Origin of the sequence: Isoptericola sp. 178 (genome assembly GCF_030586525.1) — a bacterium.
GTDB classification, from domain to species: domain Bacteria; phylum Actinomycetota; class Actinomycetes; order Actinomycetales; family Cellulomonadaceae; genus Isoptericola; species Isoptericola sediminis.
This window is the reverse complement of the sequence record NZ_JAUQYN010000002.1, coordinates 286,081-300,873: the sequence shown is the minus strand read 5'-3', so window position 1 is coordinate 300,873 and position 14,793 is coordinate 286,081. Positions and strand designations below refer to the sequence as shown.

Annotated in this window: 14 protein-coding genes; 8 read left to right on the top strand and 6 right to left on the bottom strand. The window is 73.8% G+C overall.

Translation table 11 applies throughout. From position 1 onward, the window contains the following. Window positions 1-29: 29 nt before the first annotated feature. Window positions 30-368: a WhiB family transcriptional regulator gene (locus Q6349_RS05970; protein WP_304603300.1), complete on the bottom strand. Its 339-nt coding sequence runs from the start codon at window positions 366-368 to the stop codon at window positions 30-32. A gap of 175 nt (window positions 369-543) precedes the next feature. Here Q6349_RS05970 and Q6349_RS05965 point away from each other — a divergent pair, with 175 nt between their 5' ends. Beyond that, entirely contained in the window at window positions 544-1,266 is a 723-nt protein-coding gene (locus Q6349_RS05965; protein ID WP_304603299.1) for a TIGR03089 family protein, read from the top strand. Between the two features lies 1 nt (window position 1,267). Here the strand turns inward: Q6349_RS05965 and Q6349_RS05960 are convergent, their stop codons facing one another. Further along, entirely contained in the window at window positions 1,268-2,575 is a 1,308-nt protein-coding gene (locus tag Q6349_RS05960) for a UDP-glucose/GDP-mannose dehydrogenase family protein (RefSeq protein WP_304603298.1), read from the bottom strand. Between the two features lie 162 nt (window positions 2,576-2,737). On the opposite strand from Q6349_RS05960, the gene Q6349_RS05955 reads away from it, so the two are divergent. The 3 genes from Q6349_RS05955 (at window position 2,738) to Q6349_RS05945 (ending at window position 7,628) form a co-directional block, all read left to right on the top strand. Then, window positions 2,738-4,825 (top strand): N-acetylmuramoyl-L-alanine amidase, encoded by a 2,088-nt coding sequence (locus Q6349_RS05955; RefSeq protein ID WP_304603297.1) that lies wholly within the window; start codon window positions 2,738-2,740, stop codon window positions 4,823-4,825. Window positions 4,826-4,900: 75 nt separating this feature from the next. Beyond that, window positions 4,901-6,274 (top strand): LCP family protein, encoded by a 1,374-nt coding sequence (locus Q6349_RS05950; RefSeq protein WP_304603296.1) that lies wholly within the window; start codon window positions 4,901-4,903, stop codon window positions 6,272-6,274. 1 nt (window position 6,275) lies between these two features. Continuing rightward, window positions 6,276-7,628: an LCP family protein gene (locus Q6349_RS05945; protein WP_304603295.1), complete on the top strand. Its 1,353-nt coding sequence runs from the start codon at window positions 6,276-6,278 to the stop codon at window positions 7,626-7,628. Here the strand turns inward: Q6349_RS05945 and purE are convergent. Further along, on the bottom strand, window positions 7,625-8,137 hold the full coding sequence (gene purE / locus Q6349_RS05940) for a 5-(carboxyamino)imidazole ribonucleotide mutase (protein ID WP_304603294.1): 513 nt from the start codon (window positions 8,135-8,137) through the stop codon (window positions 7,625-7,627). The two genes, Q6349_RS05945 and purE, sit on opposite strands and share 4 nt — an antisense overlap. After that, on the bottom strand, window positions 8,137-9,369 hold the full coding sequence (locus Q6349_RS05935; RefSeq protein ID WP_304603293.1) for a 5-(carboxyamino)imidazole ribonucleotide synthase: 1,233 nt from the start codon (window positions 9,367-9,369) through the stop codon (window positions 8,137-8,139). Before Q6349_RS05935 ends, purE begins: the two co-directional genes overlap by 1 nt. Window positions 9,370-9,414: 45 nt before the next feature. On the opposite strand from Q6349_RS05935, the gene Q6349_RS05930 reads away from it, so the two are divergent. Next, the gene (locus Q6349_RS05930; RefSeq protein WP_246246680.1) at window positions 9,415-9,903 is read left to right on the top strand and encodes a GtrA family protein; all 489 of its coding nucleotides are present in this window, start codon (window positions 9,415-9,417) and stop codon (window positions 9,901-9,903) included. Between the two features lie 2 nt (window positions 9,904-9,905). On the opposite strand, the gene Q6349_RS05925 is transcribed toward Q6349_RS05930, so the two are convergent. After that, window positions 9,906-11,252 (bottom strand): ATP-binding protein, encoded by a 1,347-nt coding sequence (locus tag Q6349_RS05925; RefSeq protein ID WP_171247663.1) that lies wholly within the window; start codon window positions 11,250-11,252, stop codon window positions 9,906-9,908. Window positions 11,253-11,258: 6 nt separating this feature from the next. Next, window positions 11,259-11,945 carry a response regulator transcription factor gene (locus Q6349_RS05920; RefSeq protein ID WP_171247662.1) on the bottom strand — a complete coding sequence of 229 codons (687 nt, stop codon included), beginning with the start codon at window positions 11,943-11,945 and terminating at the stop codon, window positions 11,259-11,261. A gap of 143 nt (window positions 11,946-12,088) precedes the next feature. Between Q6349_RS05920 and Q6349_RS05915 the strand changes: the two genes are divergently transcribed. From Q6349_RS05915 to Q6349_RS05905, 3 genes are read left to right on the top strand one after another with little or no spacing between them, the layout of a single operon-like run. Continuing rightward, entirely contained in the window at window positions 12,089-13,432 is a 1,344-nt protein-coding gene (locus Q6349_RS05915) for a sensor histidine kinase (protein WP_304603292.1), read from the top strand. Further along, complete coding sequence (locus Q6349_RS05910) at window positions 13,429-14,100, top strand: response regulator transcription factor (protein ID WP_304603291.1); 672 nt, start codon at window positions 13,429-13,431, stop codon at window positions 14,098-14,100. The genes Q6349_RS05915 and Q6349_RS05910 overlap by 4 nt, the downstream gene beginning before the upstream one ends. 43 nt (window positions 14,101-14,143) lie before the next feature. Further along, complete coding sequence (locus Q6349_RS05905; RefSeq protein ID WP_304603290.1) at window positions 14,144-14,791, top strand: hypothetical protein; 648 nt, start codon at window positions 14,144-14,146, stop codon at window positions 14,789-14,791. The last annotated feature ends 2 nt before the right edge of the window (window positions 14,792-14,793 follow it).

The following is a 14,793-nucleotide window of genomic DNA, read 5'->3' as shown; positions in this document are numbered from 1 at the left end:
CGCCCCGACCCCGGCGTGTGGGATATCGGTCAGACGGCGCGCCGCTTGAGCTTTCGCCGTTCGCGCTCCGAGAGCCCGCCCCAGATGCCGAAGCGCTCGTCGTTCTCGAGCGCGTAGTCCAGGCATTCCGACCGGACCTCGCACGAGGCGCAGACCTTCTTCGCCTCGCGGGTGGACCCGCCCTTCTCCGGGAAGAAGGCCTCCGGGTCCGTCTGGGCGCACAGGGCTCGTTCCTGCCACCCGAGCAGGGTTTCCTCCTCGACGACGTCGTCGCTGCCGAAGAGCGGGAGGACCGGGGCGACCCGATCCGTCTCCTGACCGATGTCAGACGGGAAGGCCCCCTGGTCCCCGTCGAGCAAATTCCACATGGCGTGCCCCTCCATGCCGTCCTCGAAGAAACTGCATACCTGGAATTACACGCGTGTCATCTCGGGTCGTCAAGCCGAAATGTGCTAGGTGGCGCATTTCCATGACGTGTTCACACGGCACTGAGGTCCCGTTGAGGTACCTCTGAGGTTCCTGGACACCTCGTAGGGTGGTCCGGTGACCACCCCAGACACCACCGCGACCGGCCTCCTCGCCCGACTCACCGCCCTCGGCGGACGGCCCGCCCTGACCTGGTACGGCGACGACGGCGAACGGATCGAGCTGTCCGGCGCCGTGGTGGACAACTGGGTCGCCAAGACCGTCAACCTGCTCGTCGAGGAGTTCGACACCGAGCCGGGCAGCGACGTCGTCGTCGACCTGCCCGTCGGCTGGCGGCAGGTCGTCTGGGCGCTGGCCGCCGCCCGGTGCGGGGCCGACGTGGCGCTGCTCGACCCGGCCGCGGACTCTCCGGACCGCGCGGACGCGGACGTGGTCGTCACCTCCCGCCCCGACGCGTGGACCGGGACCGACCAGCTCGTCGCCGTCGCGCTGCCGGCCCTCGCCCGTCGCTTCGAGGGTGAGCTCCCGCCGGGCGCCGTCGACGCCGCGGGAGCGGTCATGACCTACGGCGACGCCATCGTCGTCGACCCGGCGGCCGGTGCGGGCACCCCGCTGACCGCGCTGGCCGGCGGCGAGCCCGTACCGACCACCGACGACGATGCCGGGCGCGTCCTGGTGCGCGGGACCGGGGCGGTTGCCGAGGTCCTCGCCCAGGTCCTCACCGTGTGGGCAGCAGGGGGTTCGGTCGTCCTGACCTCGGCCGCGACGGCGCAGGCCCTGGACGGCGACCCCGAACGGCTCGAGCGGCTCGTGGCCACCGAGCAGATCACGCGGGCCTGACTCAGGGACGGCCGAGGGCGCGGTAGGTCCAGCCGGCGGCCTGCCAGGCGTCGCGGTCCAGGGCGCCGCGTCCGTCCAGGACCTGGGGACGGGCCACGAGGCCGGCGGCGCGGGCGGGGTCCAGGTCGCGGTAGTGGCGCCACTCGGTCAGCACCAGCACCACGTCCGCGCCCGTGAGCGCGGCCTCGAGGTCGCGCTCGTAGGCCAGGGAGGGTTCCTTGCGGCGGGCGTTGTCGATCGCCTGGGGGTCGTGGACCACCACGTGCGCGCCGAGCCCGTCCAGGCGTGCGGCCACGTCCAGGGCCGGCGAGTCGCGCACGTCGTCGCTGTCGGGCTTGAACGCCGCCCCCAGCACCGCCACCCGCGCCCCGGCCACGTCCCCGCCGAGGACCTCGACGGCCAGCTCGACCATCCGTGCCCGCCGCCGGGTGTTGATCGCGTCGACCTCGCCCAGGAACGCCACCGCCTCTCCGGCCCCGAGCTCGTCCGCGCGGGCCATGAACGCCCGGATGTCCTTGGGCAGGCACCCCCCGCCGAACCCGAGCCCGGCATTGAGGAACCTGCGCCCGATGCGCTGGTCGTGCCCGATCGCGTCCGCCAGCCGGGTCACGTCGCCGCCGGCGACCTCGCACAGCTCGGCCATCGCGTTGATGAACGAGATCTTCGTGGCCAGGAACGAGTTCGCCGCGACCTTGACCAGCTCGGCGGTGGCGTAGTCGGTGACCACCTGCGGAGTCCCCTCGGCCAGCGGGGTCGCGTACACCTCGTCCAGCAGCGCCGCGGCCCGCCGGCCGACCTCCCCCTCCGGGACGCCGTACACGATCCGGTCCGGGTGCAACGTGTCGGCCACCGCGAACCCCTCGCGCAGGAACTCCGGGTTCCACACCAACGTGGCGCCCACCGCCTCGACCCGGGCGGCCAGCCCGGTCGCGGTACCCACCGGCACCGTCGACTTGCCCACCACCACGTCACCCACGGCCAGGTGCGGCACCAACGAGGACACCGCCGCCTCGACGAACGACAGGTCCGCCGCCCCCGAGCCCGCCGCCTGCGGCGTGCCCACACAGACGAAGTGCACCCGCGCACCGGCCACCGCCGCCACGTCCGCCGACACCGACAGCCGCCCGGCACCCACCGCCCGCGCCAACAGCTCGTCGAACCCCGGCTCGAAGAACGGCGACTTGCCCAGCGCCAACGACTCCACCCGCGCGGCGTCGACGTCGACCCCCACGACCTCGTGGCCCAGCGACGCCATGGACGCCGCGTGCACGGCACCCAGATACCCCAGACCCACCACGGAGACCCGCATGCCTGCGAGTCTAGGTCGCGGACCTGCGCACCCCCAGGCGTCAGGGATGGCCGCTGCGTGAACACTCGGCGGCCGGCGGGTGCGGGTGAAACTTGCTGGTCGAGGCGCCGGACGGCCGCGTCGGGCGTGCGGGTGCCCAGGGGCGCTCGTAGCGTTCGTCGGGTGACCCACGCCGCACGCGCCGGGTGGAGGTCGTTGACGACCGCCCTCGTCGGCCTGCTGACGTTCTCACTGGTCGCCGTCCCCGGCGCTCAGGCGGTGCCCTCCGCCCCCGCCAGCGGGACGCCGACGGCGTCCGGGGCGGCAGGACCGCTCGGGGCGGCACCCGACAGCCGACCGGAACCGGTCCGGGCGACGACCGACCGGACGGCGTTCGTGCCGGATCCCCGCGGCGGAGAGCGCCGGGGCGGCGGGGCGCACGACACCTCGGGAGACACCGGAGCCGCCGGCGACGCGCTCCTGGCCACCGCGGACGTCAGCGGGTTCGGGGTCGTGGGCGTGACCTGGACCGGCGGTGTCGCCGCCCAGGCGCTCGACGTCGAGGTCCGCACCTCCCGGACGGCCGGTGCCACGTCCGACGGCGACACCGGCTGGGGACCCTGGGAGCACGTCGCCGTCGAGCCGTCGCCGCAGGGCACGCTGGACGGGACGGAACCGGTCGTCGTCGGTGACGTCGCGCAGGTGCAGGCCCGCGTGACCGGCCCGGCGGCCGGGTCCGTGCGCGACCTGGAGCTCTCCGTCGTCGATCCGGGGACGTCGCCGGCCGACGACGATGTGCCCGTACCGCCGACGGCGGCCTCGCCGCACGGTGCCGCCGTCGCCGCGGTACCGGTCCCGGACCGCCCCACGATCGCGTCACGCGCCGCCTGGGGTGCCGACGAGTCGATCATGAGCTGGACACCGCGGCAGGGCGACGTCCGCGCGGCCGCCGTCCACCACACCGCCGGTACGAACTCGTACTCCGAGGGTCAGGTCCCCGGGATCATCCGCGGGATCTACGCCTACCACGCCCAGACCCGTGGCTGGGGAGACATCGGCTACAACTTCGTCGTCGACAAGTTCGGCCGGCTGTGGGAAGGACGGGCCGGCGGGATCACCGCGCAGACGATCGGCGCCCACGCCCAGGGGTACAACAGCGTCTCCACCGGTGTCAGCGTCCTCGGCAACTACGAGACGGCGACCGTGTCGAACGCCGCCGTCGGCGCCGTCGTGGACCTCCTGGCCTGGAAGCTCGCGCTGCACGGCGTGCCTGCCGACGGTTCGACCACGGTCGACGGCACGCCCCTCGCCCACGTCTTCGGCCATCGGGACGTCGGCTACACGGCCTGTCCGGGCAGGACCCTGTACGAGAAGCTGGGCGAGATCCGGCGCCGCGCGGCCGCCATCCAGGAAGCGGCCGCAGCCCTCGACGTGCCCGACGGAACCTTCGTCGAGCGTCCGAACGGGACCTTCGCCCTGGTCGAGCAAGGCCGGAAGCACGTCGGCGGCTGCTCGATCGTGCGTGAGTACGGAGCCTCCTGCAGGAAGGCGATACCCATCACCTGGGCTCAGTCGAACGCCCTCGAGCCGGGTGGCCGGCTGCAGCAGACGGTCCGCACCACGGACGGTCGGCTCTACCGCATCGTGGACGGCACGAAGCGTGAGGCCCTCGACATGGAGTCCCTGCGTCGCATCAACAAGGAGACACCGGTCGTGCGGATGGCGTTCAGTGCGATCGACCGGCTGTCCTACGGGTCGCCCGTGGTGCGGTCGGCCGTGGTGGTCGTGAACCGGGACACCGGGCGGAAACGCCTCGTGGTGGGTGGCCGCAAGCACGGCTACCTCAACAACCCGCTGTACCGGCGAACCCCGCTGGGCGAGCTCGACACGGCACGACTTGACGGGCCGAGCGTGTCGTTGATGCCCCGGGTCCCGCCCACCACCGGAGTGGTGGTCCGCAGGAACGGACGCGAGTTCCTCGTGTCACGACAAGGGCTCGTGCGCATCGACGGCACCGGCAACGTCCGCGCCTCGGCCGTGACCCAGCACTGGAGCAAGGCACTGATGCTCTCCGTCCCCCGGCTCCCCGGCCGGCCCGAGCTCGTCGTGGTGCGCGTCCGGAACCAGAGCCAGCTCTACGTCCTCCGGGACGGCGTGCTGCGTCCCGTCTCCCGGGCCCGCGCCGAGAACCTCAACGACGGCGTGAGGCCACCGGTCCACGTGATCCTCAAGGTCACGAAACGGCAGCTGCCGGAGGGCCCACCGCTCTAACCCTCACAGGATTTCTACGGGAACGGCGGTCCGCTGACGCAGAGATGTGGCCCGTGGCATCTATGCTCGCCTTTCGTGACCTACCCGCCTGCCCGCCACATCGCACCGCGAGACGGCTCCGCGACCGGGCCGGCGCACGCCCGCACGCAGCAGGGCACGTCCATCCTGCGCCTCGGCGCGCTGGTCATGACGGCCGTGCTCGCCTTCGTGGGTGTCGGCGCCGCGACGGCCGCCGTCACGCTCAGCGGGAACATCGCCGCCATCGACGCCGACGCCGCGCTGGGCGAGGACCGTCCGGAGAAGGTCGTCCCCGACGACCCCAACGCCGGCGCGCCGCTCAACATCCTCCTGCTCGGCTCCGACTCGCGCGAGGGGAACAACGGCAACGACGACGGCACCGAGGGTGCTCGGGCCGACACGACGATGATCATGCACCTGGCGGCGGACCGGTCCCGGGTGGAGCTGATGTCGATCCCGCGGGACACCACGACCGACATCCCCTCGTGCCCGACGTCGTCGGGTGGCGAGACACCCCCGCTGTACGGGGTGAAGTTCAACGCGGCGTTCTCCCAGGGGTACGACTACGGCCATGACGTCGAGTCCGGCGCGCTGTGCACGATGAAGACCGTCGAGACGATCTCCGACGTCCGCATGGACGGATTCGTGGTGGTCGACTTCTCCGGCTTCCGGAACATGATCGACGCGCTGGGTGGTGTCGAGATGTGCATCCCGAACGACATCGACGCCCCCAAGGCGGACAACCTGGTCCTGTCGGCGGGCGTGCAGAACCTGGACGGCAAGACGGCGCTGCAGTACGCCCGGGCACGCACGGGCCAGGGCCTGGGCGACGGCTCCGACATCGGACGCATCGCCCGCCAGCAGGAGATGATGGCTGCGCTGGCGCGCACGGTGCTGGAGCAGAACATGCTGACCGACTCGGCGCGACTCCTGCAGTTCCTCGGCGCGACCACGGGTTCCCTGACGATGAGCAGCAACTTCGCCTCGGTCCAAGGACTCGCCGGGCTGGCGTACAGCGCGCGGGGGGTGCGGCCTGGGAACATCGCCTTCATGACCGTCCCGTGGCACTACGACCCGGACAACCCGGCCAACGTGGTGCTCGACGCGGAGGCTGCCTCCGTGTGGGACGACCTGCGGCACGACCGTCCGCTGAGCGAGGTCGTCGCCGGTGCCGACGAGTCGGGCTCCACCGCGGGGGACGGGGACGGCGGGTCGTCGGAGGGCGGGTCGTCGGACGGCGGGTCCGGGACGCCCGAGGGCGACGCGGCCGCCGGGTCCGACGTCACGACGACGTCGGCCACGGACTCCGGCGCCGACGGGTCCGGCGGATCGACGGCGACGCCGAGCGACGAACCATCCCCCGGCCAGACCCGCGACCCCCGCGAGGAAGCCTTCACCGGGGCCGACGTGACCGCGGTCTGCGAGGGTTGACATGACCGACGAACGACGTATCCCGCCGAGCTTCACCCCCGCCGGGGGACGCAGCTCGCGACCGGCGTCGACCAACGACGCGATCTCGGTCGGCGGTTCCGAGCGACCGTCCCGCCCCACCGGGCGGGTCGGTCGGCGCGACGACGCCGTCCCGATGGAGCCCCGGGAACCCCGCGTCCGCCGCCAGTCGTCGCGCGAGGTCCCCGTGGCGCCCGACCGACGCTCCGCCACGCCGGACCGCGCACCGCGCTCCTACCCTCCGGGCGGCGGCCGCACGGCGCGACCGGCGTCCCACGCGCCGGCCGCGCGCTCGAGCCAGCCCTCCGCGGCACGCGCGGGCGCCGCCCCGCAGCGCCGCACGCCGCCGCCCGCCGGCCCGCCCGCCGGGCCGCGCACGGGTTCCGGCGACGACGGCTTCCGCGTGCGCAAGGGGCGCGTCGCGATCCTCGTCCTGGCCGGGGTGCTCGTGCTGCTCCTGGCCTGGCCGGTCGGCCTGCTCGTGTGGGCCAACGGCAAGATCCAGCACACCGAGGCGCTCTCCGACGCGTCCGGGACCCCGGGGACCACGTATCTGCTCGCCGGGTCCGACGCCCGCGGGTCCGGGGGCGTCGACGACGGGACGTCCGGCGCCCGCACCGACACGATCATGGTGCTGCACTCCCCCCGCAGCGGGCCCGCCTCCCTCATCTCGATCCCCCGGGACACCTACGCGGAGATCCCGGGCGAGGGAGCCAACAAGATCAACGCCGCCTACGCGTGGGGCGGCCCGCCGCTGCTGGTGGAGACGGTCGAGGGCCTGACCGGCCTCACCGTCGACCACTACGCCGAGGTCGGGTTCGGCAGCCTCGAGGAGATCGTCGACGCCGTCGGCGGCGTCGAGCTGTGCTACGACGAGACCGTCAAGGACAAGCGCAGCGAGCTCGACTGGGAGGCCGGCTGCCACGTGGCCGACGGCGCCACCGCGCTGGCGTTCTCCCGGATGCGCTACTCGGACCCGAAGGGCGACATCGGCCGGGCCGAACGGCAGCGCCAGGTCATCGGTGCCGTCGCCGACACCGCCGTCCAGCCCGGCGTGCTGCTCAACCCGCTCGACCAGGTCCAGCTCGTCGACGCGGGCACCGGCGCGCTGGTCGTCGACGAGGACACGGGGATCGTGGACCTCGGGCGGCTGGCCCTGGCCTTCCGGGCGGCGACGGGACCGGAGGGCGTCACCGGCACCCCGCCGATCGAGAGCCCGAACTACCAGCCCGGAGGCGTCGGCTCCACCGTGCTGCTGTCCGACGACGCCGACCAGTTCTGGCTCGACGTCCGCGACGGCGACCTCGAACCCGGCAGCACGGTCGGCGGGCTCTAGCCGCGGGCGGCCCGCAGCCGGTCGCCCTTGGCCCGCGCCGCCTCGCGCAGCTCGTCCTGGAAGGCCACCATCCGCTGCCGCAGGGCCAACGACTCCGCGTCGGTCCCGGCCCCGAGGATCTGCGCGGCGAGCAGACCCGCGTTGCGGGCGCCGCCGATCGAGACCGTGGCCACCGGCACGCCCGCGGGCATCTGCACGATCGACAGCAGCGAGTCCATGCCGTCGAGGTGCTTGAGCGGCACCGGCACGCCGATGACGGGCAGTGGCGTCACCGCGGCGAGCATGCCCGGCAGGTGGGCCGCACCGCCGGCCCCGGCGACGATCACGCGCAGACCCCGGTCCGCGGCCGTGCGGCCGTAGTCGATCATCTCGGTCGGCATGCGGTGGGCGGAGACGACGTCGACCTCGCAGTCCACGCCGAGCTCGGCCAGGGCGTCGGCGGCTGCCTCCATGACGGGCCAGTCGGAGTCCGACCCCATGACGATGCCGACGGCGGGAGCGGTGCTCATCAGTCCTCCTGCGAGGTCTCGGGTGACTCGCCGCGCAGCAGGGCGGCGGCGGTGGTGGCACGACGGCGGACCTCGGCGAGGTCCTCGCCGCAGACGTTGACGTGGCCCAGCTTGCGGCCCGGGCGGACGCCCTTGCCGTACAGGTTGACGTGGGCGTCGGGGACCCGCTCGCCCACGGCGGGCAGGGCGTCGGTGAGCCGCTCGAGCGAGGATCCCAGCACGTTCGCCATGACGGTCCAGCGCGCGACCGGTGCGGTCGACCCCAGGGGCAGGTCCAGGACGGCGCGCAGGTGCTGGGCGAACTGGCTGGTGACGGATCCGTCGATGGTCCAGTGCCCGGAGTTGTGGGGCCGCATCGCCAGCTCGTTGACCAGGACGTGCCGGGCACCGTCCGGCCCGGTCGTCTCGAACATCTCCACCGCGAAGACACCGGTGACGTCCAGGCCCTCCGCGATCCGCACCGCGACCTCACGGGCCTCCTCGGCCTCCCCGGCCGACAGGTCGGGTGCCGGGGCGATCACCTCGGCGCAGACGCCGTCGCGTTGGATCGACTCCACGACGGGCCAGGTCCGGACCTCGCCCGAGGGGCGCCGGGCGACGAGCACGGCGAGCTCGCGGGTGAAGGGGACCTTGTCCTCGACGAGCAGCTCGGGGCCGCCGTCCAGGTGCGCCGCGATCCAGTCGTCGGCCTCCTCGGCGCCGCGGACCACGCGCACGCCCTTCCCGTCGTAGCCGCCCCGGGCGGTCTTGACCACGGCCTCGCCGTCGGCCGTCCCGGCGAGGAAGCCCGCCAGCGCCTCGCGCGCCGCGGCGGGGTCGCTCGGCAGGGCCGTCCACCGCGGGCAGGGCACGCCGAGCGCGGTGAGCCGACGGCGCATGACGATCTTGTCCTGCGCGTGCACGAGGGCCTCCGGACCCGGCCGCACCGGGGTCCCGTGGTCGATGAGGTCGGCGAGGAGCGCGTTCGGGACGTGCTCGTGCTCGAAGGTCAGCACGTCCGCGGCGGGGCGCCCGTCGGCCGGTGCGATCAGGTCCCGGATCGCCGCGTCGTCGGACGCCGCGCCCACCGGGGCGTCGACGACCACCTGGGCGGCGGAGGTCGAGGGGTCCTCGACGAGCACGCGCAGCCGCACGCCGAGCGCGGCGGCGGCGGGCGCCATCATGCGGGCCAGCTGGCCACCGCCGACGACGGCGACGACCGGGGATGCGGGATGCGGGGTGGCGGCAGTCACGGACGACGAGAATACCGTCCCCGCCCGGGCGATAGGCTGGCGGCCATGTCCCCGTCGGCCCCCGCACCCGCGCCCCCCGGGCCGTCGATCTGGCCGGTCCGGTTCGTGACGCTGATGTGGCGGCGTCGCGTGGAGCTGCTGCGCTTCGGGACCGTGGGCGGCCTGGCGTTCGTGGTCGACCTCGCGCTGTTCAACCTCATGCTGCACGGTCCGGTCGACGTCCTGGCCGACAAGCCCGTCACGGTCCGCGTCATCGCCGCGGCGGTCGCGACCCTGGTGTCGTGGATCGGCAACCGGTACTGGACGTTCGCCGCCCGACGCACCCGGCGCCGGGTCCGCGAGCTGGTCGAGTACGCCGCGGTCAACGTCGGCGGGGTCGCCATCTCGGCCGGCTGCCTGGCCTTCTCGCGCTACGTGCTGGGGCTGGACTCGGCGCTGGCGGACAACGTCGCCGCCAATGGCGTCGGCCTCGTGCTCAGCATGATCTTCCGCTACGTCATGTACCGCACGGTGGTGTTCCGCGGCGAGGGCTGACGTCAGCCCTCCTCGTGGTGCAGCCACCCGCGCCGGCGCCCGCGCGACGAGATCGTCGTGCCCGGTGGCAGGACGACCCGCGGGTCGAGGGTGCGCGGGACGCCCGCGAGGAAGATCCGGAAGACGGGCGGGCGGCGCTGCGCGAGCTCCAGGCGCCCGCCGTCGGCGGCCACGAGGTCGCGCGCCAGCGCGAGGCCGAGACCGGTGCTGCCCCCGGTGGAGGCCCCGCGCTCGAAGATCCGCGGGGCGATCTCGTCGTCGACCCCGGGCCCCTGGTCCGAGACCTCGAGGGCCACGGCGTTCTTCGGTCCGGAGGGCTTGGAACGGATCGTCGTGGTGCCGTCGCCGTACTTCAGGGAGTTCTCCAGCAGGGTGGCGATCACCTGGGCGAGAGCCCCGGGCGTGGCGAGCACGCGGTGGTCCTCGGCGACGTCGATCACCAGCTCACGGCCCGCCCCGGCGAACGTGTCCGCCCACTCCTCGTGCTGCTGGCGCACGACGTCGAGGAGCACGACGGCCTCAGTGGTCCCGCCCTGGGAGCGGCGTGACGTGGCGAGCAGGTCGTCGACGACCGTGACGAGCCGTTCGACCTGTTCGAGCGAGACCCGGGCCTCGTCGACGACCTCCTCGTCACGAGAGGTCAGCATGATCTCCTCCAGCCGCATCGACAGCGCGGTCAGCGGGGTGCGCAGCTGGTGGGAGGCGTCCTGCGTGAACTGCCGCTCGGCCGCCAGGCGCCCGGCCAGCCGGTCCCCGGACCGGGCCAGCTCGGCCGCGACGAGGTCGATCTCCTCGACCCCGGACGGTTCCAGGCTCGGCCGGACCTGGCCGGACCCGAGCTGCTCGGCCGAGGCCGCCAGGTAGACCAGCGGGGCCGACAACCGGTTGGCCTGCCAGACGGCCATCGCCACCCCGGCCGCGATCGCCACCACTCCGGCGACGACGACGAGCGCGACCATCTGGGCGGCCTGGATGTAGGCCCCGCTGGCGGACACCTCGAACGAGACCCAGGCGCGTCCGCTCTCGGTCTGGCGAGCCTTGACGATCACCGGGTCGGAGGCCTCGTCGCCGTAGGTGAGCTGTTCGCCCCCGGGCAGGCTGACGGTCACCCGGGCGGGCAGGTCACCCTCACGCCCCTCGGCAGCACGCTGCAGCTGGTCGTCCGTGGGCCGCTCGTCCCGTTCGACGGCGCGCGAGACGGTCAGCGTGAACGCGTCGACGCGGTCGGAGATCCGCTGCTCGGCACCGGCGACGACGTACCGCGCCCCGAAGATGCCCAGCGGGACACCCAGCAGGAGGACGGCGACGGCGAGCGCCGAGATCGTCGCCTGGAGGACGCGACGACGCACGGCGCCTCAGACCTGCTGACCGAGCTCGAACCGGAACCCCAGCCCCCGGACGGTCGAGATGTACCGCGGCGCGTTCGCGTCGTCGCCGAGCTTGCGCCGCAGCCAGGACACGTGCATGTCGAGGGTCTTGGTCGATCCGACGGGGTCGGACCCCCACACGTCCCGCATGAGCGTGTCCCGCACGACCACGGAGCCGGCGTTGGCCACCAGCACCTTGAGCAGGTCGAACTCCTTGGTGGTCAGGTGCAGCTCCCGGTCGCCCTGGAACGCGCGGTGCGCGGACACGTCGACGCGCACGTCCTGCGCACGCATCTCCTCGTCCTCGGCGGCCTCGCCGTGGGTCCGCCGCAGCAGCGCCCGCACCCGCGCGAGCAGCTCGGCCAGCCGGAACGGCTTGGTCACGTAGTCGTCGGCGCCGGCGTCGAGCCCGACCACGAGGTCGACCTCGTCGGCGCGTGCGGTGAGCACGAGGATCGGCGTCGACAGGCCCCGACCACGGATCTCGCGGGCGACGTCGAGCCCGTCGACGTCCGGCAGGCCGAGGTCGAGGACGACGATGTCCGCGTCTCCGGCGTGGTCGATCGCTCCTTGACCTGTTCCTTGCACGACGACGTCGTAACCCTCACGAGAAAGGGCCCGCGCCAAAGGCTCGGCAATCGCCGGGTCGTCCTCGGCCAGCAGTACGTGGGTCATTCCCTCATGCTAGCGGCATTACCCCTGGGCACGGCACGTCGGACACGACGGTGAGATCACCCGACGTGCGGCATGTCACGAACCGTCACGGATCAGACCCTGGGGGGACGTCCCCGGCCTTCCGCCTGCCTAGGCTAGCGGCCATGGGCTGGTCAGGACGGGTCAACCGGTGGTTCGAGGGGCACCGGTTCGGGGTCGACGCCGTCGGGGCCGGGACGCTCGCCCTGGCGGTGCTGGTCAGCGCCACCGATCTGTCGGGCGCCGGCCGGGGCCCCGCGGTGCTGGCCTGGTCCCTCGCCCTCGTCGTCCCCCTCGCCTGGCGACGTACCCACCCCGTCGCCTCCGTCGTCGCCGTGTACGCCGTGGGCCTCGCCCACCTGCTCTCCGGCCTGCCCCTGCTGCTGCCCGGGGACGTCGCGGTGCTCTCCGCCCTGTGGGCCGTCACCGTCTACGGACCACGCTGGGCCCACGTCACCGCGATCCTCTCCGCCGTCGCGGGATGCTTCCTCCTCGGTCCGGTGCTGGTTCTGCAGGACGCCTGGTTCGGAGGGCTCGCGGACACGCTCGGGATCAGCCTGTTCTGCTCGACCGTCGCGCTGGCCGTGTGGGCGCTGGCCCTGGTGCGCCGCTACCGGCGCGTCACCGTCGAGGCGCTGCGGGACCGCGCCGAGCGGCTCGAGGTCGAGCGCGACCAGCAGGCCCGGATCGCCACCGCCGCGGAGCGTGCGCGCATCGCCCGCGAGATGCACGACATCGTCGCCCACTCGCTCTCGATCGTGGTCGCCCAGGCCGACGGCGGCCGCTACGCGGCCTCGGCCGACCCGCAGGCGGCCGTCCGTGCCCTCGGCGTCGTGTCCGAGACGGGGCGCGCGGCACTGGCCGACATGCGCCGACTGCTCGGCGTCCTGCGCGACGACGACGCGGCGACGTCGCGCGCACCGGTCCCGGCCGGCGCCGGGCGGGCGGCCGACGAGACCCTGCCGGTCGGCCCCGACGGTCCGACCGGGCCGACCGAGGCTTCACCGCAGGCCCCCGCGCCCCTGCGCCCGCAACCGGACGACGCCGAGCTCGACGGGCTCGTGCAGCAGTCACGCAGTGCCGGGATGCGCGTCTCGCTCGTCCGGGTCGGGACCGCACGCCGGCTCCCCCCGGGGGCCGGGCTCACCCTGCACCGCGTGACCCAGGAGGCCTTGAGCAACGTGCGCAAGCACGCCGGTCCGCGACCGCAGGTGACCGTGGTGCTCCGGTGGACCGCCGACGCGGTGACCGTCGACGTGACCGACGACGGGCGAGGTGCCGCCGCGGTGTCGCACGGCCGCCCCGGCTTCGGGCTGCTGGGCATGCGGGAGCGAGCAGCCGTCTTCGGCGGGAACGTCACCGCCGGCCCCCGTCCCGGCGGAGGCTGGCGGGTACGGTTCGTCCTGCCGGTCCCCGCCTCGGCACCCGCCGCCACAGGACCGTCCGAGGACATCGAGGAGCCCGTATGACCGCGCCGATCCGGGTCGCGCTCGTCGACGACCAGCAGCTCGTGCGCGCCGGGCTGCGGATGGTCATCGACTCCCAGGAGGATCTGACCGTGGTCGTCGAGGCCTCCGAGGGCGCGCAGGCGCTGCGGCTGCTGGCCGACCACCGGGTCGACGTGGTGCTCATGGACGTGCGCATGCCGACCATGGACGGTCTGACGGCCACGGCCCGGCTCACGGCCTCCTCCGACGCGCCGACGGTCGTCGTGCTGACGACCTTCGACCTCGACGAGTACGTCCTCGAGGCGATCCGCGCCGGGGCGTCCGGCTTCCTGCTCAAGGACACCCCGCCGGAGGAGCTGCTCGCCGCGGTCCGGACGGTGCACCACGGCGACGCGGTCATCGCGCCGTCCTCGACCCGCCGCCTGCTGGAGCATCTCGTCACGGCGCTGCCGGCGTCGTCCGCCCCGGCCCAGCACGCGGCGCTGGCCGCGCTGACCGACCGCGAGCGCGAGGTGCTGGTCCTCATGGCGCGCGGGCGGTCCAACACCGAGATAGCGGCCGACCTGTTCGTCGCCGAGACGACCGTGAAGACGCACGTCGGCCGCGTGCTCGCCAAGCTGGGAGCCCGCGACCGGGTCCAGGCCGTGGTGACCGCCTACGAGACCGGGCTCGTCCGGCCCGGGGCCTGAACCGGCCGCCGGGCCCCCGGCGGCTGCCCCTACCCTGGGTGTCGTGTCCCGCGAGTCCTCCCTCGAGCCCAGGTCCTCCGCCGTGGAGGACCCGGCGCCCGAGCCGACCGAGGACCGCTGGGAGCGGCGGTTCGCGTGGCCGGTGATCGTCGCGGCGCTGGCCTCCGTCCCGGCCGTCTGGCTGACGCTGCTCTCCGAGCCCTACTCGACGATCGGCACCGTGGGCAGCCTGCTCACCGGCGCCGTGCTGCTGTCGGAGACCGTGGTGCTGTTCGCGGTCTCCGGCGACAAACGGCAGTGGGTGCGGGAGCACCGCTGGCTGGTCGGGGTCACGCTGGCCATCGTCGTCTCCGCCGCGTTGGCGATCGGACCGGCCCAGCTCCTGCGGCTGATCCGTGCCGTCGGCGCGCTCCGGCTGCTGCGGGCCCGGCACATCGTGCGGGCCGGCAAACGCGTGATGGACCACTCCCGGATGGACAGGAGATGGGAGCGGGCCCTGACCGGGGTGGTCGTGGTCGTCGTGGCGGCCTTCGTGGCCGTGGTGCTCGCCGACCCCACCTCGCAGAGCCGCGTCCTGCTGGAGAGCCTCGTCGGCGGGCCGGTCTACGTCTGGATCGTCCTCACCGCCGGTCTGCTGCTGTCGGCGGCGGTCTTCGTCCTCGTGCGGGCCCGCCTCCGCGACGACGGGTGACG